The sequence below is a fragment of the Shinella sp. 838 genome, from assembly GCF_029623935.1.
Classification (GTDB): domain Bacteria; phylum Pseudomonadota; class Alphaproteobacteria; order Rhizobiales; family Rhizobiaceae; genus Shinella.
In genome coordinates this window covers 155,073-176,049 of sequence record NZ_JARSBQ010000005.1, presented here as the reverse complement: position 1 = coordinate 176,049, position 20,977 = coordinate 155,073, and the positions used below count along the sequence as shown (strand labels likewise).

Here is a 20,977-nt window from a genome sequence, read left to right as displayed (position 1 = left end):
CCGATAGTTTCTCAAGCAACGGTAAAAAACCAATCCGACCCGTTGCGGTCAAAAGAACAGAGGGGTTCAGACCATGTCCATCAAGGCGCGCGCCACCGGCGCACTGCTCGCAGCCATTCTCTCGACGACGGCCTTTCACGGCGCGTTCGCGGCCGACGACACGATCAAGGTCGGCATCCTGCATTCGCTTTCCGGCACCATGGCGATATCAGAGACGACGCTCAAGGACGCCATGTTGATGCTCATCGAGGAGCAGAACAAGAAGGGCGGCCTTCTCGGCAAGAAGCTCGAAGCCGTCGTGGTCGACCCGGCCTCCGACTGGCCGCTCTTTGCCGAAAAGGCGCGCGAGCTCGTCTCGGTCAACAAGGTCTCGGCCGTGTTCGGCTGCTGGACCTCGGTGTCGCGCAAATCGGTCCTGCCGGTCTTCGAAGAGCTGAATTCCATCCTGTTCTACCCCGTCCAGTACGAGGGTGAAGAAAGCCAGCGCAACGTCTTCTACACGGGTGCCGCGCCGAACCAGCAGGCGATCCCGGCCGTCGATTACCTCGCCGAGAACGAAGGCGTCGAGCGCTGGGTTCTGGCCGGCACCGACTATGTCTATCCGCGCACGACCAACAAAATTTTGGAAGCCTACCTGATCTCCAAGGGCGTGAAGCCCGAGGACATCATGGTCAATTACACGCCGTTCGGTCACTCGGACTGGCAGACGATCGTCTCCGACATCAAGAAGTTCGGCTCGGCCGGCAAGAAGACGGCCGTCGTCTCCACCATCAACGGCGATGCCAACGTTCCCTTCTACAAGGAACTCGGCAACCAGGGCGTCAAGGCGGAAGACGTTCCGGTCGTCGCCTTCTCGGTGGGTGAAGAAGAGCTTGCCGGCCTCGACACCGCGCCGCTCGTCGGGCATCTCGCCGCCTGGAACTACTTCCAGTCCGTCGACAATCCGGCAAATGCCGAGTTCATCAAGACGTGGAAGGCGTTCACCAAGAACGACAAGCGCGTCACCAACGACCCGATGGAAGCCCATTATATCGGCTTTGCCATGTGGCTGAAGGCGGTGGAAAAGGCCGGCACGACCGATACGGACGCCGTGCTCGACGCGATGATCGGCGTCTCCGTGCCGAACCTGTCGGGCGGCTTCTCCACCATGATGCCGAACCACCACATCACCAAGCCCGTGCTGATCGGCGAAATCCAGGCCGACGGCCAGTTCGAGACCGTGTGGCAGACCTCCGGCCTCGTCGTCGGCGACGAATGGTCGGACTTCCTGCCCGACTCCAAGGACCTGATCGCCGATTGGCGCAAGCCCATGGAATGCGGCAACTTCAACGTCGCCACCGGCAAGTGCGGCGGCAAGGGCTCCTGATCTGATGGCTTGAGGGGAGTGCATGAAGCCCCTTTGCTAAACCCTTCGGGTCACCTTCCAGCCGGTGCGTGGTTTGCCCCTCACCCTACCCCTCTCCCCGCAAGCGGGGAGAGGGGACGTGCCCCGAAAAAGGGTGCGGATTGGGGAAGCGGTACGGCATAGTCCCTTCTCCCCGCTTGCGGGGAGAAGGTGCCGGCAGGCGGATGAGGGGCCTGCCGACCAACCGCCATCCCGCCACTCGGAATGGCCACATAACCCAACGCCTCGAGGCCATGAGATGCACATGCGGCTCATCCATCGTTTCCTGCAATGCCTGCTCGTCGCCTTCTGCGTGATGGTGACGCTGCTCGCCACCGACCTTCGCGCGGCAGACGACCTGCGCAGCATGGTCAATGCGCTGGGCGGCGGCAATTTCCAGGAAAACCAGAAACAGGTCGAAGCGCTGGCGAAGACCGGCGATCCCAAGATCGTGCCCGCCCTTGAAGCGCTCGCCGAGGGCGATCTCTACCAGCGCAAGGCCGACGGCACCGTCTTCATCGTCAAGCCGGCCGGCGCCAATTTCGCGCTCATCGATGCCCTGACGGGCGATGCGGCCGGCGAGGAAGCCAAGGCCGCGCTCGAAAAGGTCAAGGTCAACAACGGGCTGCGCCGGGTGATACGTGCTGCGCTCGGCGGGCTGACGCTGATGAGCCCCGATACGTCCGTGCGCCTTCAGGCCGCGAGCACCATCCTGCGCACGCCATCCGCCGATGCGCTCGAAGGCCTGGACGCCGCCCTTGCCGCGGAAACCGACGGCGCGGTCAAGGCCGTGCTCGAAAAGGCCCGCGCCGCCGCCATCCTGGTGTCCGATCGCCCGGTGGAGGAGAAGAAGGCGGCCGTCGCGACCGTGGTTCAGACCGGCGGGCGGGACTCGCTGTCGCTGCTCTCCGGCGCGCTCGCCTCTGCGGATGAAAGCCTGCGCCCCGATATCGAGGCCGGCATCCGAGAGATCGAGGACCAGCTAGAGCTCTGGGCCGGCGCGCAGAACATCTGGTACGGCCTGTCGCTCGGCTCGGTGCTGCTGCTCGCCGCGATCGGCCTTGCCATCACCTTCGGCGTGATGGGCATCATCAACATGGCGCATGGCGAGATGGTCATGCTCGGCGCCTACACAACCTTCGTGGTGCAGGCCTACATCCGCGCCGCCTGGCCGGGCCTGTTCGAATGGTCGCTGGCCATCGCGCTGCCGCTCGCCTTCCTCGTCACCGGCGCCGTCGGCCTCGTCATGGAGCGCGGCATCATCCGCTTCCTCTACGGCCGGCCGCTCGAAACCCTGCTCGCCACCTGGGGCGTCTCGCTGATCCTGCAACAGGCTGTCCGCTTCATCTTCGGCCCGACCAACCAGGAAGTCGCCAACCCCTCGTGGATGTCCGGCGCCTTCGAACTCGGCGGGTTGACGGTCACCTGGAACCGCATGTGGATCATCGTCTTCTCGCTCGCCGTCTTCGCCTTCCTGCTCTTCCTGCTCAAGAAGACGCCGATGGGCCTGCAGATGCGCGCCGTCACGCAGAACCGCCGCATGGCCTCGTCCATGGGCATCCGCACGCCCTGGGTCGATGCGCTGACCTTTGCCCTGGGGTCGGGCATTGCCGGCATTGCCGGCGTCGCGCTCTCGCAGATCGACAACGTCTCGCCGAACCTCGGCCAGGGCTACATCATCGACAGCTTCATGGTCGTGGTGTTCGGCGGCGTCGGCAATCTTTGGGGCACGCTGGTCGGCGCCTTCACGCTCGGCATCCTCAACAAGTTCCTGGAACCCTATGCCGGCGCGGTGCTGGGTAAAATCCTCGTGCTCGTGCTGATCATCCTCTTCATCCAGAAGCGGCCGCGCGGGCTCTTCGCACTCAAAGGCAGGGCGGTGGAAGCATGATCACCTCGTTTCTCGCGAAAGCCCTCGGGCGCAACATCGTCATCACGGTCGCGATCCTGCTGGTCCTCGCCGCCCTCGTGCCAGCGCTGAACCTGCTGACCGCGCCGGACCACCCGCTGCATGTGCCGACCTACATCGTCTCGCTGTTTGGCAAGTACCTCACCTATGCGCTGCTCGCGCTGGCGCTCGATCTCGTCTGGGGCTTCTGCGGCATCCTCTCGCTCGGCCACGCCGCGTTCTTCGCGCTCGGCGGTTATGCCATGGGCATGTACCTGATGCGCCAGATCGGCGCGCGCGGCTCCTACGGCAATCCGCTGCTGCCGGATTTCATGGTCTTCCTCAACTGGAAGGAACTGCCCTGGTTCTGGCAAGGCTTCGACATGTTCTGGTTCGCCGCGCTGATGGCGATCCTCGTGCCGGGCCTGCTCGCCTTCGTCTTCGGCTGGTTCGCCTTCCGCTCGCGCGTCAACGGCGTCTACCTCTCGATCATCACCCAGGCGATGACCTTCGCCCTGCTGCTCGCCTTCTTCCGCAACGACATGGGCTTCGGCGGCAACAATGGCCTCACCGACTTCAAGGATATTTTAGGCTTCAACATCCAATCGAACGGCACGCGCTCCGCGCTCTTCGCGGCGTCGGCCATCGCGCTCGCCCTCTCGCTCATCATCACGTCGGGCATCGTGCGCTCGAAATACGGAAAGATCCTCGTCGGCGTGCGTGACGCCGAAAGCCGCACGCGCTTTCTCGGTTACCGCGTCGAACATATGAAGCTCTTCGCCTTCGTGGTCTCCGCCATGATGGCCGGTGTCGCCGGCGCGCTCTACGTGCCGCAAGTCGGCATCATCAATCCCGGCGAGTTCGATCCGGCCAATTCCATCGAGGTCGTCATCTGGACGGCGGTCGGCGGGCGCGGCACGCTGATCGGCCCGATCGTCGGCGCCATCCTCGTCAATGGGGGAAAAAGCATCTTCACCGCCGCCTTCCCGGAATTCTGGCTGTTTGCACTCGGTGGCCTGTTCGTCCTCGTCACGCTCTTCCTACCCAAGGGCATCGTCGGCACCGTGCGCCAGGCCGTCGAGCGGCGCCGGGAGCACCGCAAGGCGAAAGCGGCGGAAGAGGCGCGCGCTTTTGCGGCGGCAGAACCTCAGGCGGCGGAGTAACCGACATGAACACGCTCGCACAGAATGCAAAACCCACCAGCATCCTCTATCTCGACGGCGTCTCCGTCTCCTTCGACGGCTTCAGGGCGCTGAATGCGCTCTCCTTCGTCATCGAGCCCGGCGAGCTTCGCGCCATTATCGGCCCGAACGGCGCGGGCAAGACCACCATGATGGACATCATCACCGGCAAGACGCGGCCGGATTCGGGAGAAGTCTTCTTCAAGGGCACGATCGACCTCACCCAGAAGGACGAGGCCGAGATCGCCCAGCTCGGCGTCGGCCGAAAATTCCAGAAGCCGACGGTGTTCGAGAGCCACACCGTCTGGGACAACCTGGAACTGGCGCTGAACCGCAACCGCGGCGTCTTCTCCACGCTGTTCTATCGCCTCACCGCCGAGGACAAGGCGCGCATCGAGGAAATCCTCTCGACGGTGCGCCTGATGAACCGCAAGGACGACTTTGCAGCAAACCTCAGCCACGGCCAGAAACAATGGCTGGAAATCGGCATGCTGCTCGCACAGGAGCCGGAGCTGCTGCTGGTGGACGAACCCGTTGCCGGCATGACGGATGCCGAGACGGCGGAAACGGCGATCCTGCTGAAGGAAATCGCCAAGACGCGCTCGGTCGTCGTCGTCGAGCACGACATGGGCTTCATCCGCGATCTCGGCGTGAAGGTGACCTGCCTTGCGGAAGGCTCGGTTCTGGCGGAAGGCTCGATCGATTTCGTCAGCGCCGACCAGAAGGTCATCGAGAACTATCTGGGGAGGTGAGGATGTATTCGGTGTTTCTTTCGCTGGAGCAGGTTGCTTGGGCACCCCCCTCTGCCCTGCCGGTCTCCCCCGCAAGAGGAAGGCGATCGCCTATGGCGAGAAACCGTTGCTACATCCCCTTCTCCCCAGCGGGGAGAAGGTGCCGGCAGGCGGATGAGGGGGATGCCGAAGGCAAAAAAGCGGAAGACTCCTTCCGTATCAACCTCTCATCCGACCCTTCGGACCACCTTCTCCCCGCTGGGGAGAAGGGGAAAACGGCTACGTCGAATTCCATATGCGACAGCCTTCCTCTTGCGGGGGAGACCGGCAGGGCAGAGGGGGGTGACACGGCCTCCACCACAAAAGGAGCCGACGCATGCTGACCGTCGAAAAAGCCAACCTCCACTACGGCGCCGCCCAGGCGCTGCGCGGCATCTCGCTCACCGCCGAGATGGGCAAGATCACCTGCGTGCTCGGCCGCAACGGTGTCGGTAAGTCCAGCCTCTTGCGTGCCATCACCGGCCAGCACCCGCTCTCCGCCGGAACCGTCACCTTCAACGACGTGAAGCTCGACGGCATGGCGCCCTACAACCGCGCCAAGCACGGCATCGGCTATGTGCCGCAGGGGCGAGAAATCTTCCCGCTGCTGACGGTCAAGGAAAACCTCGAATCCGGCTATGCTCCCGTGAAGCGCTCGGAGCGCTTTATCCCAAACGAGATCTTCAGCCTGTTCCCGGTGCTGCAATCCATGCTCGGCCGGCGCGGCGGCGATCTCTCGGGCGGCCAGCAGCAGCAGCTCGCCATCGGCCGAGCGCTGGTGACGCGCCCGAAAATCCTCGTGCTGGACGAGCCGACCGAGGGCATCCAGCCGTCGATCATCAAGGATATCGGCCGGGCGATCAAATATCTCCGCGATTCCACCGGCATGGCCATCCTGCTGGTCGAACAGTACCTCGATTTCTGCCGCGAGCTTGCCGACCACGTCTACATCATGGATCGCGGCGAGATCGTGCACGAGGGCGCGGCCGAGACGCTCGACACGCAAGAAGCCCGCCGCCACCTGACGGTGTGAGAACACGGTCGCCGCTCAGGCCACGCGGTTTGCCAAGGCGTATGGCGCAAGCCGAACGCGCATGCCCGACAGCCAGCACAGGGGGGAATGCGTGCCGCAACGGGTCTCCTCTTCGCGGGCCGTGTCAGGACGATCACGCCGGCGATGACGCGAACGAAGCCAAGGCATGCCGTCTGGCACATGGTTCAGCGCCGATCGAAAGGTGTCAGATCCTGAGACCGAGGCTTTCAAGCGCCGCTTTCACCCGCGGCATGTCATCGGGACCGAGTGGCAGGATCGGGCGCGGCGGGGTGACGCGGCAAAGGCCGAGAAGATCGGCGATGGCATACATGACACGGAAGCTGCCGAACTCCCTGAAAAGCACCCAGAGCGGCTGGAAAGAACCGTCACGGTGCTCCGTGTCGGCCCGGTCACCGGCCATCGCGGCGCGGGTGAGCGCAAGGGCTTCGGCGGGAAGCAGGCCGGCCGAGACGCTGTACCAGGCATCGCCGCCAGAAAGCAGCGATTGCGCCGCGCCCCAATCCCCACTGTAGCCGATGGAGAAATCCTTCGGCGTCAGGACGCGCAGCCGGGCGAGTTCCGCGCAGAAATCACCGTCCGCCGGCAGCGGCATCTTGACGGCAACAATATCAGGCAATCTTGCAAGTCGTGCGATCAGGCCTTCGCCGAAGACGAAGCGGGTGGTGCCGGGATTGTTGTAAATGCAGAGCGGCAGGCCACCCGCCGTCGCAACCGCGGCCATGTGCTGGAAAACCTCCTCCTCCGTCAGGGGTGTGTAGGACATGGGGGCGAGCAGCAGGCCATCGGCCCCGGCCGACTTTGCGTCACGCGCGAGCACCTCGGCCTCGTCGGTGCGCAGCGCGCCGACGCCGACGATGAGCGGGATCCTCCCGCCGACGCTCTTCATCGCCGCATCGACAGCCCGGCGCCGCTCGTCGCGCGACAGGAAGGCATAGCCACCGGTGCTGCCGAGAAGGCCAACGGAATCAGCACCCGCAGCCTGGATGCGCTGGAGCAGACCGGCAAGCGCGACCGTGTCGACACGGCCGGCCGTATCTGTCGGCGTGATGGAAAAGGCCGAAAGGCCGCGAAAAATAGTCATGGCTCCCCCTCTGTGCTGCCGATCATAGACCGCTGGCGAGCTTGAAGGCGATCAGCCACATTGTCACCGCGACAATCCCCTCCAGCACCCGCCAGGCGGCCGGGTTGGCAAAGACCGGCCGCAGCTTCGTCGCACCATAGCCAAGCGAGAAGAAGAACAGAAACGAGGCCGTCACTGCGCCAGCGGCGAAAGAGGATTCCAGACCGGGAAAGCGCGTCGAGATCGTGCCCAACAATACGACCGTGTCGAGGTAGACATGCGGATTGAGCCAGGTGAGCGCAAGGCAGGTGAGAAGCGCCTTGCCGAGGCCGGCAGCCTTCCCCTCCCCCGCCGAGAGCGCGCCGGAGGAGCGAAAAGCGGAACAGAGGTTTTTTGCGCCATACCAGACGAGGAACGCAGCGCCGCCATAGCGCATCACCGGCTCAAGCCAGGGAAGCACCGCGGCGATCTGCCGGAAGCTGGTGATGCCGATGAGGATCAGTATCGCGTCGGACAGGGCGCAGGTAAGGCAGATGGCGAAGACATGCTCGTTGCGCAGCCCCTGCCGCAACACGAAGGCGTTCTGCGCGCCGATGGCGAGGATCAGGCTGAGGCCCATGGAAAGGCCGGTGACATAGACGGAAAAGCTCATGCGCGGCGGTGCCCCCTCTTCGCTATGTCCTCCATAGCGCCGCAAGAGGATTTAGTATAATTAATGCTGCTTACTCCAATTAAGGAAAAATAACTCGTGCTCGACTATTCCGCTCTCCGCGCCGTCGCTGCCGTGGTGCAGTCGGGTAGCTTCGAAAAGGCGGCCGGCCTTCTGGGCGTGACACCCTCCGCCGTCTCCCAGCGCGTCAAGCAGCTGGAAGAACGGCTCGGCACCGTGCTGATCGCGCGCGGCAACCCGTGCACCGCGACGGATACGGGCGAATGGCTCTGCCGGCACATGGAGAATGTCGGCATGCTGGAAAGCGAGCTGCTGCACCAGTTGCCGGCCCTCGCCCCGCCCGACGAAACCCGCAAGGCCGTCACACTGCACATTGCAACCAATGCCGACAGCCTCGCGACGTGGTTCCTCACAGCCATAGCGAACTTCTCGAAGGATGCGCCCTATCTGCTGAATGTCGCGATCGACGACGAGGATCACACCGCCGAATGGCTGCAGCGCGGCCGCGTTCTGGCAGCGGTCACCAGCCTTGAGAAACCGGTGCAGGGCTGTCGCCGCCTGTCGCTTGGCACGCTGCGCTACCATGCGACGGCGAGCCCGGACTTCATGGAGCGGCACTTCCCGGCAGGCGTCACGGTCGAGGCGCTGATGCGCGCGCCGTCGCTCGTCTTCAACCAGAAGGACCGCCTGCAGAACCGCTGGGTCCGCCAGGTCTTCGGGCAGGACCTCGCCTGCCCGGCGCATTGGCTGCCTTCAACGCAGGGCTTCATTGATGCGAGCCTTGCCGGCCTGGGGTGGGGTATGAACCCCGAACCGCTCGCTGAAGCGCATCTGAAGACGGGGCGGCTGGTGGCACTGCGCCCACAGACCCCCCTCGACATTCCGCTCTCCTGGCAGATAAACCGCCTCGCCGCGGATCGGCTGGCCGGTCTCACCCGGGAGGTGACGGCGACTGCCCGGCGTTTCCTCTTGTGACAGGAAGGCAAGCATCCTCCTGAGCCACCGAAACTGCGCGCAAGCCGTCGTGCTCGTTGCTCCGGCCAGCAATACAATTCGCCGGCAGCGGCCAGTGCGACCACGCGGCCCCGCAGACGCCGGGATTGCTCCCGGCATCGTCGATCAGCGCGTGGTCCTCACGGCCCCGAGGCCGCCGCAGCGCGCGACCCGCGCAGCTGCCGCGCCGCTTCCACCATGTTCAGGAGCGCCGGCTTGACCTCTTCCCATTTGCGGGTCTTGAGGCCGCAATCGGGATTGACCCAGATCTGGCGATCCTCGAGACGCCCCCGCGCCAGTGTGAGGAGGTCTGCCATCTCCTTGACGTCGGGCACGCGCGGCGAATGGATGTCGTAGACACCGGGGCCGATCTCGTTCGGATACTTGAAGTTCCGGAAGGCATCGAGCAGCTCCATCCTGGAACGGGACGTCTCGATGGAGATGACGTCGGCATCCATCGCCGCAATGGCCGCGATGATGTCGTTGAACTCCGAATAGCACATATGGGTATGGATCTGGGTTTCGTCCGCGACGCCCGCCGAAGAAAGGCGGAAGGATTCGATCGCCCAGTCCAGATAGTGCCGCCAGTCCCTGTGGCGCAGCGGCAGGCCCTCACGAAGCGCAGCCTCGTCGATCTGGATCAGCTTCGCACCAGCCCTTTCGAGATCCAGAACCTCATCGCGGATGGCGAGCGCAATCTGCCGGCAAACCGTGCTGCGCGCAACGTCGTCCCGCACGAAGGACCAGTTGAGGATCGTCACCGGCCCCGTCAGCATGCCCTTCACCGGCTTTTCGGTGAGCGACTGGGCGTGACGCCACGACCGTACCGTCATCGGGTTGGGGCGGGAGACGTCGCCGAAAATGATCGGCGGGCGCACATAGCGCGATCCGTAGCTCTGCACCCAGGCGCACTGCGTGAAGGCGAAACCGGAGAGCTGCTCGCCGAAATATTGCACCATGTCGTTGCGCTCGAACTCGCCGTGAACGAGCACATCGAGGCCGATCTCCTCCTGCCAGCGGATGGCGTCCTCGGTCTGCTTCTGCAGGAATGCCTCGTAGTCCTTATAGCTGAGGGCACCTTTGGCATGCGCCGACCGCGCCTTGCGAACCTCGCTGGTCTGCGGGAACGAACCGATCGTCGTCGTCGGAAACAGCGGCAGCCCGATCGCCGCCGCCTGCAGGCGCCGCCGGTCCTCGAAGGTATTCAAGCGCTTCTTCATCCCCCCGTCGATACCGGCCATGCGGCCCTGGACGAGGGGATCGGTCACCTTCGGCGAGGAGGCCCGGGCGGTGATCGCCTGCGTGGCATCGTCGACGGCTTGCCGGACGGCATCCTTGCCCGCGGCCAGGCCCCTGCCGAGGATCGCGAGTTCATCCAGCTTCTGGGTCGCGAAGGACAACCAGGCTTTCAGATCCTCGTCGAGTGCCGTCTCCAGGGAGAGGTCGACAGGGACATGCAGCAATGCGCACGACGCGGCGACCTCGATGGCATCGACCCCGCGCACGGCAACGACCGGTGCCAACCGCTCCAGAAGGGCGGCAAGGTCTGCACGCCAGATGTTGCGGCCGTCGACGACGCCGAGCGAGAAGGTCTGATCGGGACGCATAGCCGCTGCAACCGCATCAAGCTGTTCCGGAGCGCGCACCAGATCGACATGGAGGCCGGCGACCGGAAGTGCGGCTGCGGCATCGAGATTGTCGCCCAACGACCCGAAATAGGTGGTGAGCATGATCTTCAGTTCAGGAACGGCCGCCGCGAAGGCCGCGTACGCCACCTTGAAGGCATGGCGCTCGCCTTCGGTCAGGTCAAGGGCGAGGACCGGTTCGTCCACCTGCACCCAGTCCGCACCGGCGGCGTGCAACCGGCGGAACAACGCTTCATAGACCGGCAGCAGCCTTGTCAGAAGATCGAGCGGCTTGAAGGTCGCGGGACGAGCCTTGGCAAGTTTCAGGAACGTGACCGGTCCAAGCACGACCGGACGCGTATGGATGCCAAGCGTCTTGGCCTCCAGGAAATGATCGACCGGCTTCTGCCCGGTCAGCGTGAAGACCTGATCCTCGCAAACCTCCGGCACCATGTAGTGGTAGTTGGTATCGAACCACTTGGTCATTTCGAGCGCGGGAACGCCGTGGCCGTGATGGGCATGGCCGCAACCGGCGTGCCCCCCCTCCTGGCTGCCGCGCGCCATGGCGAAAGAGACAGACAGCGGCACGTCGCCGCCCTCCCAGCCATAACCCGCCGGGATTGCGCCGACCATGACCGCGGTATCGAGCACATGGTCGTAGAAGGAGAAGTCGTTCGAGGGGATTCTGGTGATCCCGCGATCGCGCTGGAGCATCCAGGCTTCCGCCCGCAGCGTCTTCGCAGTTTCAAGAAGATCGTCTTCGGTGATCCTGCCGGACCAGAAACCTTCGAGCGCAAACTTCAGTTCGCGGTGGCGGCCGATGCGCGGAAAGCCGAGAGAGCCGACCGAGAGAGTTTTGTTGGACATTGTCATACCCCATTGGTTGGTGGGGGCATGGGTAAGCGGACGCGTGCGGCCATCCCCGTCAAAGACGGACCGCAGCAACCACCGGGACACCCCGCCCGTGGACGTTGTTTCGTCTTGGCAGGTCTCCTGGCTCGCGGGTCGTCACTGCTGTCCGTCTTCCCAAGGCAGGCGCCTCAGTGACATCCTGGACAGCGGCTCACCGCTTACAGTTGCGGGGGCAGCCCCGGCATTGCCGAATGATCGGCGCACCGGATTCCCTCTTAGCCCTGGAGAGGCAGAACCGCTCCAGGGAACCACGACATCAGGACTTCATGGTATCCAGGCCGGATTGTCAATAGACATAAAGAAATACTTATGCCTTTATGTATTTTTATCACCCTGGAACTGCCCACCCCCCGAGGGCCTGAGCGTGGTGCAAGTCACCGGCGCATCTGCGGGAAACCGGGAACTTTCCGCGGAATTCTGCGCGGCCATCATGGTGCGATCTCGGCGCCGCCGCGGTCTTGATTTGCCGCTTCATCGACGGCGAGGACGGCAGAATACCGACGATTTCGACAACCGCGTCATCGGCATCGAACTCGACGATCTGCTCAGCCTCCCGCGGCGACTGTGCGTGGCCGGCGACGCCAACAAGACGGATGCTATCCGTGCCGTGCTCAACAGCGGCCATGCCACCCATCTCTTCACCCACATGGCATCCACCGAGCAGTAGCTTCAGGATCAGGCACCCGACGAGTGGTGACAAGCACCAAGCGCGGATGGCAGCCGTGCTGGGGTCGCCCCACCTCAGCACCGCCTAGTGCGCTCGCCTCCCTTGACAGAGATCCCCTCAAAAGGATCAGCAAACCCTAGCGCGCCTCCCAGACGACACGTCATGGCACTCTGCTAATTTCCGATTCGGCAACAAATCGTACTTCAAGGACCATATTCGGGTCATTTTCGGAAAAATTCACCCTATGCGGCTGAAATATTCTTGACACAATTCCGTTTCGGAAATTTACTGCTTAAAACAGGCCGAAATGGAAACGCCCCATGACACAGCGTTATGTCGTTGACGATCTGGACCGCGAGATCATCCGTTATCTCTCCGAGGACGGGCGCCTCTCGGCGGCAGAAATCGCTGGCCGGATCGGCAGCGTCTCCGAACGCACGATCCGTAATCGCATCGCCGCCCTGCTCCAGGCGAAGATGATCGTGATCGGCGCCATTCCCGATCCCGTGGCGCTCGGGCGCGACGTGCAGGTCGAGCTTCTGATCGAGGTCGAAGCCGGCAAGATAGAAGACGTTGCCATCCAGCTCGCGGAGTACGAGGAGATCGGCTACCTGGCCGCGACCAGCGGCACAGCCAATCTCAGCGCCTCGCTCTTCGTCGCCGATCACGCGGCGCTTCTCGAATTCATGGATCAGGAACTGGGCAAGCTGCCCGGCGTCAAACGCGTGACGACTTCGGCGGTCCTGCGGCTCTACAAGGTATTCGGCACGAGAACCACCGCGATCGGCCGCGGCACGGACCTCGGCGGCAAGAAGAAAGGATAACCCATGTTGCGCATTGGGGTGGATGTGGGCGGGACCAATACGGATGCGGCACTGCTGCGCGGCACCGATGTTCTGGCAACGGTGAAGGCCTCGACCACGGCGGACGTGACCTCTGGCGTCGGCGCGGCAATCCGCACGGTTCTCGCCGAAGCGGGCATCACCGCCGCCGCCGTCAACGCTGTCATGATCGGCACGACGCATTTCCTCAACGCCGTCGTCGAAGGGCGCCATCTTGAAAAGGTCGGTGTTCTCAGGCTTTGCGGCGCAGCGACGCGCTCTCTGCCGCCGATGATCGACTGGCCCGACGCCCTGCGTCCCATCGTCGAAGGCGGCGCAGCCATGGTGGGCGGCGGCGTGAACTACGACGGCTCCGAAATCGCCCCACTTGATGTGGCCGCAGTCCGTGCCGCCTGTCGCGACTGGCGTGCCAAAGGCATCTCCGCCGTCGCGATCTGCTCCGTCTTCGCCCTGGTGGATCCTCGCATGGAAAACGAGGCGGCCGAAATCGTTGCCGAGGAAATGCCGGACGCTGCGATCAGCCTGTCGCACCGTGTCGGCCGTACCGGCCTTCTGCCCCGCGAGAACGCCACGATCCTCAACGCAAGCCTGCACAAGCTCGGCCACGAGACCGTCGGCGCCTTCCGCTCGGCCTTCGTCACACTCGGCCTCGATTGCCCGCTCTACCTCACCCAGAACGACGGCACGTTGATGGCGGCGGACTTCGCCGAGCGCTATCCGGTCTTCACCATCGCCTCCGGCCCGACCAACTCCATGCGCGGAGCGGCCTTTCTAACCGGACTGTCCGACGCCGCGGTGATCGACATCGGCGGCACCACCACCGATATCGGCATGCTGGTCGCCGGCTTCCCGCGCACCCGCAGCGAAGGGGCGATGATCGGCGGTGTGCCGACCAATTTCCGCGTGCCGGACGTCCATTCCTTCGGCCTTGGCGGTGGCAGCATCGTGCGGTCCGGACCGCCCTCGACAGTCGGCCCGGATTCGGTCGGCTTCCGCCTGCCGGAAAAAGCGCTCTGCTTCGGTGGCGACACGCTGACGGCGACGGACATCGCAGTGGCCGCCGGCCTCGTCGATCTCGGGGACCGCGACCGGCTCAGCCATATCACACCCGAATTCGCCCGACAGATGCTGGCGCAGATGAAAGCCAGCATCGAGACGGTTCTCGACCGCATGAAACCGAGCGCCGAGCCGATCCCGGCGATCCTCGTCGGTGGCGGCTCGGTGCTCGTGGAAGGGCTGCTGGAGGGCACCTCGGTGTCGCTGAAGCCGGATCATTTCGGCTCCGCCAATGCGATCGGCGCAGCCATCGCGCAGGTCTCCGGCGAAGTGGACAGCGTCGTCTCCCTGGAAGGCACGACACGGGAGAAGGCGCTGGACTCCATCGTTGCCGAAGCGCGCGCACGCGCTGTCGAAGCGGGTGCAGCGCACGAAACGGTGAGCCTTGCCGAAATCGAGGAAACGCCGCTGGCCTACCTGCCCGGCAACGCCGTGCGCATCGCGGCGAAAGTCATTGGAGAACTCAGGGCATGAAGTACTGGACGCTCACCGAGGCGGATATCGACCGCATCGCCATCGGCTGCGGCATTCTGGGCACCGGCGGCGGCGGCAGCACCTATCATGCGTCGCTGCGTGCCAAGGCACTGCTGCGCGAGGGCAAGCGCATCCGCATGGTGCGCCCGGCCGACATGGCGCCCGACGCACAGATCATCGGCATCGGCGGTATCGGCGCGCCGACCGTCGGCATCGAGAAGATCGCCGAAGGCGCTGAGGGCGTGCGGCTGCTCCATGCCCTCGAACACCACATGGGCCGCAAGGTCGATGCGCTGCTCGGCGACGAGGTGGGCGGCGGCAACGGCCTTTCACCCATGCTGACCGCCGCCATGGTCGACCTGCCTGTGGTGGATGCCGACGGCATGGGCCGCGCCTTCCCCGAAGTGCAGATGACCACATTCTTCATTCACGGCCAGCCCGTCCAGCCAGCGGCGCTGGCCGATGCGGACGGCAACGTCCTCATCGTCACCGAGGCGACCACGCCGAAGATGCTGGAGAAGTTGCTGCGCGCCAGCACGATCGCCATGGGCTGCACGGCACTGATGACGACGGCGCCCATGTCCGGCGACTTCGTGCGCCGCTACGGCGTGCCGCACACGACGAGCCAGGCCTGGAGCCTCGGCGATGCCGTGCTGAATGCCCGCGCCGCCAAGGAAGATCCGGTGGAAGCGATCCTCAGGCAATCGGGCGGCGTGCGCCTGATGCGTGGCAAGGTCACCGATATCGCCCGTCGCATCGCAGCCGGTTTCAACCGCGGCACACTCACCGTCGCCGGGCTTGACGACGATGCCGGCCGCTCGATCGCCATCGAGATCCAGAACGAATATCTGATCGCCCGCGAAGGCGAGGACATCATCACCATGGTGCCGGACCTGATCTGCATCGTCGATTCCGAGACCGGCCGCGCCATCGGCACGGAGGAATTGCGCTACGGCCTGCGTATCGACGTGCTCTCCATGCCGGCCCCGGTGCTGCTGCGCAGCGCGATCGCGCTTGAATCCGTCGGTCCTCGTGCATTCGGCTATGATTTTGATTTCGTGCCACAGGGCATCAGCACCGATGCCCTCGCCGTCCCCCAATACATCGAAGAAGGCGCCTGAGCGTCCACCCCGGCCAACCTCCATGGGAGAACGAAAATGAATCGCCGCAATTTTCTGAAGACAACGGCCCTCGCAACCCTCGCTGCCGCCGGCGCGCGCTGGAACTTCGCCATGGCGGAAGGCGCTGGTAGCATCTTCACGCTTGCCTGCCCGACCAGTTTCCCGGATCTCGACCCCGCCACCTCGTTCTCCAACGACGGTGCGGTGCTCGCCAATGTCTATGAGGGCCTTGCCCGCTACATTCCGGCGACCGACACCGAGGAGGCGAAGATAGAGCCCCTGCTTGCCACCGGCTGGGACGTGAGCACCGACGGCAAGACCTGGACCTTCACCCTCCGGGACGGCGTGAAATTCCACGACGGTAGCCCGCTCACCTCCGAAGCCGTCAAGGGCTCGATCGAGCGCACCAAGAAAATCGGTGGCGGCGCATCCTTCATCTGGGGACCGGTGACCTCCATCGAAACGCCCGAGCCGTTGAAGGTCGTCTTCCAGCTTTCCGAACCGCAACCACTCGACCTCATCGCCTCGGCAGGCTTTGCCGCCTGGATCTACGCCCCCTCGGTACAGGACAAGGACAACGCCTGGTTCAACGCCGGCAACGATGGCGGCACCGGCCCGTTCAAGATCAGCCGCTACGAGCCGGGCCAGCGCGCCGTACTCGACCGCGCAGACGGCTACTGGGGCAAAGTGCCGGAAAACGGCTTCAAGACCGTGTCGTTCGAGATCACCGAGGATGCAACGCTCGCCCAGAACATGATCGAGAGCGGACAGGCCGACTGGACCTACAGCCTGCCTTACGAGAACCTCGAGGCGCTGAAGTCCAATCTGGACCTCAACGTCGTCATCAATCCATCCTTCGAAACGCTGTTTGGCCTCTACAACGTCAAGCGCGCGCCGCTCGACAGGGTCAAGGTGCGCCAGGCCCTGTCGCTCGCCTTCCCCTATGACGACGTGATCACCGCGGGCACGAGCGGTTTCGGTACGCGTGCCAAGGGTGTCGTTCCCGCCGGCATCTGGGGCCACGACGCCCAAGCGCCCATCCCGAAAACCGACCTCGAAGCTGCCAAGGCGCTGCTTGCGGAGGAAGGCATCGAGCCCGGCCTGGAACTGACGATGACCTATTCCTCCGCGCAAGCGATCGAGGCCGTTGCGGGCGAACTCTGGAAGGCCAACCTGGAAACGCTCGGCATCACGCTGAAACTGCAGCCGATGGCCTGGGAGGCACAGTGGCAACTCGGCAAGTCGAGCCCGGAAGCCGCGCAGGACATTTTCGTCATGTTCTGGTGGCCAACCTTCGTCACGCCTTACGATTATCTCTTCAACCTGTTTCACAGCGAGGAAAAGCCGAACTTCAACCTCGGCTACTACTCCAACCCCGAGGTGGATGCCAAGATCGAAGAGGCGGCCAAGCTCTCGGGCACCGACCGCCCGCGCGCAGAGGCCCTGTTCATCGAAGCGCAGCGCAAGGTGATCGAGGATGCGGCGGCGATCTTCATGCTGGATCAGCCCAACGTCCATGTCATCCGCTCGGACATCAAGGGCTATGCGGACAACCCGGCCTACGGGCACATCACCTTCGTCAACGAACTGAGCCGGTAGGGCGCGTGGGGGTCTGATGGAACTTCTACGCTATATCCTGCGCCGCACGGTCCTTTCCGCCTTCGTGGTGGTGGGCGTGACCTTTCTGGTCTTCGTGGTGGCACAGGTGGTTCCTTCGGATCCCGCGGCACTCTATGCAGGGCCCCGCCCTACGGCCGAGCAGATCGAGAAGGCGCGTCAGGAACTGAACCTCGACGCGTCCCTTCCCGCCCGCTTCGCAACGTTTGCCACAGCCATGGCATCCGGCAACTTCGGCATCTCCTACAAGTCGCGGCGCCTCATTGCCGAGGATCTGCGGGCCTATCTACCGGCGACCCTTGAGCTTGCGATCTTCTCCACCAGCCTTGCGCTGCTGATCGGCATTCCGCTCGGCGTCGTCGCCGCAGCACGGCAGGGCCGATGGCCGGACAGGATCGGCAGTTTCGGCTCCATCGCGGCCGTCGCCATGCCGACCTTCTTCCTCGCGATGATCCTCCAGCTCATTTTTGCTCAATGGCTGGGTATTCTGCCGCTTTCCGGGCGCCTATCGCGGGAGATATCGATCTCCGCACCGCTGCCGATGGTGACCGGCTTCAATATGATCGATGCGCTGCTCGCCGGCCGGCTGGACGCCTTCGGAAGTGCGCTGACCCATCTGATCCTCCCGGCCCTGACACTGGCCTCCTATCCGGCCGGCGTTGCCATGCGGCTGACGCGCTCGGCGATGATCGAAATCCTCGAACGCCGTCATGTTGTCGCCGCCCGCGCACTCGGTCTTTCCGAACCGCGCATCCTGTTCGGCCATGCATTGCCCAACGCCATGGGGCCGGCATTGACGGTGATCGGCCTTTCCTTCGCCTACGCTCTTACGGGCGCGGTCCTGGTGGAGATCATCTTCGCCTGGCCAGGCCTCGGCCGCTATGTCTCCGAAGCGATCCTCGCCAAGGATTTCCCCGTCATCGCTGCCGTCACCATGGTGGTGACGATCTGCTATGTCGTGATGAACCTCTTGATCGACACCGCCCAGGCTCTGGTCGATCCACGGGTGGCGCTCTCATGAAGAAGCTCGTTCAACGCCTCGGCTGGCCTGGCACCATCGCGCTTGCGGTCGTCGTCCTTTTCTTCGCCGTCGCCATTCTGGCGCCCTGGATCGCGCCGTACCCGGCGCAGGGCGCCGGCGCACCCAATGTGGCGGCAAAGCTCTCCCCGCCATCCGCGGACTACTGGCTCGGTACGGACCATCTCGGCCGCGATATCCTGAGCCGCATCATCTACGCCACCCGCATCTCCCTCACAAACGGCGTGCTGATCGTCGCCTTCTCGCTGCTCATCGGTCTGCCGGTCGGCCTCGCAGCCGGCTATTTCGGCGGCTGGATCGACGAGGCGCTGATGCGCGGCACGGACGTCTTCCTTGCCTTCCCAGCACTGCTACTGGCGGTGCTGATGGCCGCAGCGCTTGGCCCGGGCTTCCTTAACAGCGTCATTGCCGTCGCCGTAACCTGGTGGCCCTGGTATGCACGTCTCGCCCGGGCGGAGGTGCTGGTGTTGCGTGGCCAGCCCTATGTCGAGGCCGCACGGCTTGCCGGCGTCTCCCATCCGCGCATCATCATCCGCCATATCCTGCCGGCGACCGGGCGCCCGCTGACCGTGCAGGCTGCGCTTGACGTCGGGCCGGCGCTGCTGACGGCCGCCGCACTCTCCTTCCTCGGCCTCGGTGTGCTGCCGCCGACTGCCGACTGGGGCCAGATGGTCGATGCCGGCCGGAAGTTCTTCCCGGCGCGCTGGTGGTACTCGGCCATGCCCGGCATGACCATCTTCATCATCGCACTCGCCTTCAGCGTGCTCGGTGATGCGTTACGCGACCGCAAGGGAGGTGCTGCCCGTGGCTCTGCTTGATGTCCGCAAACTCTCCGTCAGCATCCCAACACCCGACGGCGACGTCCATGCCGTACGCTCGGTCGATCTCCAAATCGAGCGCGGCCAAATCCATGGCGTGATCGGCGAATCCGGCTGCGGCAAGACCATGACTGGCATGGCAGCGCTCGGCCTTGTGCCGAAGGGCGCCCGCATCGCTGCCGACCGGTTCCATTTCGACGGCGAAGACCTCCGGGAAAATGCCCGGGGGATGCGCGGCCGACGGATCGGCCTCATCTCGCAGGATCCGGCGGCCGCGCTCAATCCCGTGCTCAGCATCGCCCGCCAGCTCGACGACGTGATCCGCGCCCATCGCGACCTGCCCCGGTCGGTCCGCCAAGCAGAAGCAACGGCGCTGCTGGCCGCAACCGGCCTTCCAGACCCGGAAAAGGTGCTGAAGAGCTACCCGCACCAGCTCTCAGGCGGCATGCAGCAGCGCGTGGTCATCGCCCAGGCACTGGCGACCGGTGCAGATTTCCTGATTGCCGACGAGCCGACGACGGCACTTGACGTTTCGGTCGGCGCGCAGGTCCTGGCGCTTCTGCGCAAACTCGTCAACGAGCGCGGCCTCACGGTACTGATGATTACCCATGACATGGACGTCATTGCGGAGGCCTGCGACCGCGCCACCGTGCTCTACGCAGGGCGTTCCGTCGAAACGGGGCCGGTCGGTGCGATACTTCGGCACCCCGCCCATCCTTATACGCGTGCCCTGCTTTCGGCCCTTCCCGATGCCGCGCCGCATGGCGCGCGCCTCGCCGCCATCGACGGCTCCATCCCGCCGCCGCGGTCTGCAATTGTCGGCTGCGCCTTCGCCCCACGCTGTCCGCAGGCGATGCCCGTCTGTTCTGCCACGGCGCCGCCGGGACGCTGTCGTGATACCCACCACTGGCTCTGCCACCTACCGGAGGGTGCTGCGTGACTTCGGCCCCCATTCTCGACATCGACACGCTTATCATCCGCTACCGCGCCGGCCTCTTCGCCGCATGTCCGAAACCGGCGGTCAACGGCGCGAGCTTCCGCCTTGAACAGGGGGAGACGCTGGGCATCGTTGGAGAAAGCGGTTCGGGCAAAACGAGCCTGCTGCGTGCCATTCTCCGGCTGCTACCGGTCGAAAGCGGTACGATCCGCCTGGAAGGTCAGGACTGGCTGGCCCTGAAGGGCGATGCGCTCCGCCAGGCGCGGCAGAAGATCGGCGTCGTCACGCAGAATCCCTTCCTGTCGTTGAGCCCGCGGCTGACGATCGAAGAAATCCTTGCCGAACCCATGCTGGCGGCAGGCAGGCGCAATGGCCCTGCAATGCGCGAAAGGATCGCCGGCCTTCTCTCCGACTGCGGCCTTCCCGCCGACTTCCTTGGCCGGCGCGCCCGCGAACTGTCGGGCGGCCAGGCACAGCGCGTCGCCATTGCACGGGCACTGGCATTGGAACCTCACCTGCTTGTCCTCGACGAGCCGACATCGGCGCTCGATGTCTCCGTACAGGCACAGATCCTGAACCTGCTCTCCGATCTCAAGGCCAGCCGCGGTCTCTCAATGCTCTTCGTCACCCACAACCTGAAGGTCGTCGCGCATGTTTCCGACACCCTGCTCGTCATGCGCCGCGGCGACATCATCGAGTTCGGCAGGACCGAGGACGTGATCCGCGCGCCCACCGCGGCCTATACCCGTGAACTGCTCTCGTTTGGACGCAAAGCGGTTTCCAACTGACCAGGTGCGTGGTCTTGGCCGGATGAAGACGGGCGGCACCAAAGCCTTTTCACCTGTTCAAAGGTGCCAGCAGGGCATCGA

Annotated in this window: 18 protein-coding genes and 1 riboswitch; of the genes, 15 read left to right on the top strand and 3 right to left on the bottom strand. The window is 64.5% G+C overall.

From position 1 onward, the window contains the following. Positions 1–73: 73 nt before the first annotated feature. The 5 genes from urtA (at position 74) to urtE (ending at position 6,256) form a co-directional block, all read left to right on the top strand. Positions 74–1,366, top strand: coding sequence for an urea ABC transporter substrate-binding protein (urtA, locus tag P9A16_RS17925; protein ID WP_278025806.1), 1,293 nt, complete (start codon positions 74–76; stop codon positions 1,364–1,366). A 277-nt stretch (positions 1,367–1,643) separates the two neighbouring features. Continuing rightward, positions 1,644–3,275 (top strand): urea ABC transporter permease subunit UrtB, encoded by a 1,632-nt coding sequence (urtB, locus tag P9A16_RS17920; RefSeq protein WP_278025805.1) that lies wholly within the window; start codon positions 1,644–1,646, stop codon positions 3,273–3,275. Then, a complete protein-coding gene (urtC, locus tag P9A16_RS17915; protein WP_278025804.1) occupies positions 3,272–4,435 on the top strand; it encodes an urea ABC transporter permease subunit UrtC in 1,164 nt (387 codons plus the stop codon). The genes urtB and urtC overlap by 4 nt, the downstream gene beginning before the upstream one ends. A gap of 5 nt (positions 4,436–4,440) precedes the next feature. Next, positions 4,441–5,205: an urea ABC transporter ATP-binding protein UrtD gene (gene urtD, locus P9A16_RS17910; protein ID WP_278025803.1), complete on the top strand. Its 765-nt coding sequence runs from the start codon at positions 4,441–4,443 to the stop codon at positions 5,203–5,205. 355 nt (positions 5,206–5,560) lie between these two features. Next, positions 5,561–6,256, top strand: a complete 696-nt coding sequence (gene urtE, locus P9A16_RS17905) for an urea ABC transporter ATP-binding subunit UrtE (RefSeq protein ID WP_278025802.1) — start codon at positions 5,561–5,563, stop codon at positions 6,254–6,256. A gap of 205 nt (positions 6,257–6,461) precedes the next feature. Here the strand turns inward: urtE and P9A16_RS17900 are convergent, their stop codons facing one another. Together P9A16_RS17900 and P9A16_RS17895 are read right to left on the bottom strand one after the other, a co-directional pair. After that, on the bottom strand, positions 6,462–7,358 hold the full coding sequence (locus tag P9A16_RS17900; protein ID WP_278025801.1) for a dihydrodipicolinate synthase family protein: 897 nt from the start codon (positions 7,356–7,358) through the stop codon (positions 6,462–6,464). A 22-nt stretch (positions 7,359–7,380) separates the two neighbouring features. Beyond that, a complete protein-coding gene (locus P9A16_RS17895; RefSeq protein ID WP_023512952.1) occupies positions 7,381–7,989 on the bottom strand; it encodes a LysE/ArgO family amino acid transporter in 609 nt (202 codons plus the stop codon). A gap of 96 nt (positions 7,990–8,085) precedes the next feature. Here P9A16_RS17895 and P9A16_RS17890 point away from each other — a divergent pair, with 96 nt between their 5' ends. Continuing rightward, the gene (locus P9A16_RS17890; protein ID WP_278025800.1) at positions 8,086–8,982 is read left to right on the top strand and encodes a LysR family transcriptional regulator ArgP; all 897 of its coding nucleotides are present in this window, start codon (positions 8,086–8,088) and stop codon (positions 8,980–8,982) included. 158 nt (positions 8,983–9,140) lie between these two features. Here P9A16_RS17890 and metE read toward each other — a convergent pair whose 3' ends face one another. After that, positions 9,141–11,492 (bottom strand): 5-methyltetrahydropteroyltriglutamate--homocysteine S-methyltransferase, encoded by a 2,352-nt coding sequence (gene metE / locus P9A16_RS17885; RefSeq protein WP_278025799.1) that lies wholly within the window; start codon positions 11,490–11,492, stop codon positions 9,141–9,143. Positions 11,493–11,591: 99 nt separating this feature from the next. Further along, positions 11,592–11,805, bottom strand: a riboswitch (cobalamin riboswitch). Between the two features lie 162 nt (positions 11,806–11,967). Between metE and P9A16_RS17880 the strand changes: the two genes are divergently transcribed. The 9 genes from P9A16_RS17880 to P9A16_RS17840 all read left to right on the top strand — a co-directional run bounded on the left by P9A16_RS17880 (position 11,968) and on the right by P9A16_RS17840 (position 20,896). Further along, a complete protein-coding gene (locus P9A16_RS17880; RefSeq protein ID WP_278025798.1) occupies positions 11,968–12,204 on the top strand; it encodes a sugar-binding domain-containing protein in 237 nt (78 codons plus the stop codon). Positions 12,205–12,524: 320 nt separating this feature from the next. Then, on the top strand, positions 12,525–13,028 hold the full coding sequence (locus tag P9A16_RS17875) for an Lrp/AsnC family transcriptional regulator (RefSeq protein ID WP_278025797.1): 504 nt from the start codon (positions 12,525–12,527) through the stop codon (positions 13,026–13,028). 3 nt (positions 13,029–13,031) lie between these two features. After that, on the top strand, positions 13,032–14,576 hold the full coding sequence (locus tag P9A16_RS17870) for a hydantoinase/oxoprolinase family protein (protein ID WP_278025796.1): 1,545 nt from the start codon (positions 13,032–13,034) through the stop codon (positions 14,574–14,576). After that, on the top strand, positions 14,573–15,697 hold the full coding sequence (locus P9A16_RS17865; protein ID WP_278025795.1) for a DUF917 domain-containing protein: 1,125 nt from the start codon (positions 14,573–14,575) through the stop codon (positions 15,695–15,697). The genes P9A16_RS17870 and P9A16_RS17865 overlap by 4 nt, the downstream gene beginning before the upstream one ends. A gap of 36 nt (positions 15,698–15,733) precedes the next feature. Further along, positions 15,734–17,296 (top strand): ABC transporter substrate-binding protein, encoded by a 1,563-nt coding sequence (locus P9A16_RS17860; RefSeq protein ID WP_278025794.1) that lies wholly within the window; start codon positions 15,734–15,736, stop codon positions 17,294–17,296. Between the two features lie 16 nt (positions 17,297–17,312). After that, positions 17,313–18,335: an ABC transporter permease gene (locus P9A16_RS17855; protein WP_278025793.1), complete on the top strand. Its 1,023-nt coding sequence runs from the start codon at positions 17,313–17,315 to the stop codon at positions 18,333–18,335. Further along, positions 18,332–19,171, top strand: a complete 840-nt coding sequence (locus tag P9A16_RS17850) for an ABC transporter permease (RefSeq protein WP_023515761.1) — start codon at positions 18,332–18,334, stop codon at positions 19,169–19,171. Before P9A16_RS17855 ends, P9A16_RS17850 begins: the two co-directional genes overlap by 4 nt. Then, entirely contained in the window at positions 19,158–20,111 is a 954-nt protein-coding gene (locus P9A16_RS17845; RefSeq protein ID WP_278025792.1) for an ABC transporter ATP-binding protein, read from the top strand. The genes P9A16_RS17850 and P9A16_RS17845 overlap by 14 nt, the downstream gene beginning before the upstream one ends. Next, the gene (locus P9A16_RS17840; RefSeq protein WP_278025791.1) at positions 20,108–20,896 is read left to right on the top strand and encodes an ABC transporter ATP-binding protein; all 789 of its coding nucleotides are present in this window, start codon (positions 20,108–20,110) and stop codon (positions 20,894–20,896) included. Before P9A16_RS17845 ends, P9A16_RS17840 begins: the two co-directional genes overlap by 4 nt. Positions 20,897–20,977 lie beyond the last annotated feature (81 nt).

Bases quoted from the DNA above. Each gene is read 5' to 3' on its own strand.
- P9A16_RS17880 (WP_278025798.1), top strand. From the start codon at position 11,968: ATGGTGCGATCTCGGCGCCGCCGCGGTCTTGATTTGCCGCTTCATCGA.
- urtD (WP_278025803.1), top strand. From the start codon at position 4,441: ATGAACACGCTCGCACAGAATGCAAAACCCACCAGCATCCTCTATCTC.
- P9A16_RS17855 (WP_278025793.1), top strand. From the start codon at position 17,313: ATGGAACTTCTACGCTATATCCTGCGCCGCACGGTCCTTTCCGCCTTC.
- P9A16_RS17865 (WP_278025795.1), top strand. From the start codon at position 14,573: ATGAAGTACTGGACGCTCACCGAGGCGGATATCGACCGCATCGCCATC.
- urtB (WP_278025805.1), top strand. From the start codon at position 1,644: ATGCACATGCGGCTCATCCATCGTTTCCTGCAATGCCTGCTCGTCGCC.
- P9A16_RS17895 (WP_023512952.1), bottom strand. From the start codon at position 7,989: ATGAGCTTTTCCGTCTATGTCACCGGCCTTTCCATGGGCCTCAGCCTG.
- urtA (WP_278025806.1), top strand. From the start codon at position 74: ATGTCCATCAAGGCGCGCGCCACCGGCGCACTGCTCGCAGCCATTCTC.
- urtE (WP_278025802.1), top strand. From the start codon at position 5,561: ATGCTGACCGTCGAAAAAGCCAACCTCCACTACGGCGCCGCCCAGGCG.
- P9A16_RS17870 (WP_278025796.1), top strand. From the start codon at position 13,032: ATGTTGCGCATTGGGGTGGATGTGGGCGGGACCAATACGGATGCGGCA.
- P9A16_RS17875 (WP_278025797.1), top strand. From the start codon at position 12,525: ATGACACAGCGTTATGTCGTTGACGATCTGGACCGCGAGATCATCCGT.
- urtC (WP_278025804.1), top strand. From the start codon at position 3,272: ATGATCACCTCGTTTCTCGCGAAAGCCCTCGGGCGCAACATCGTCATC.
- metE (WP_278025799.1), bottom strand. From the start codon at position 11,492: ATGTCCAACAAAACTCTCTCGGTCGGCTCTCTCGGCTTTCCGCGCATC.
- P9A16_RS17860 (WP_278025794.1), top strand. From the start codon at position 15,734: ATGAATCGCCGCAATTTTCTGAAGACAACGGCCCTCGCAACCCTCGCT.
- P9A16_RS17900 (WP_278025801.1), bottom strand. From the start codon at position 7,358: ATGACTATTTTTCGCGGCCTTTCGGCCTTTTCCATCACGCCGACAGAT.
- P9A16_RS17850 (WP_023515761.1), top strand. From the start codon at position 18,332: ATGAAGAAGCTCGTTCAACGCCTCGGCTGGCCTGGCACCATCGCGCTT.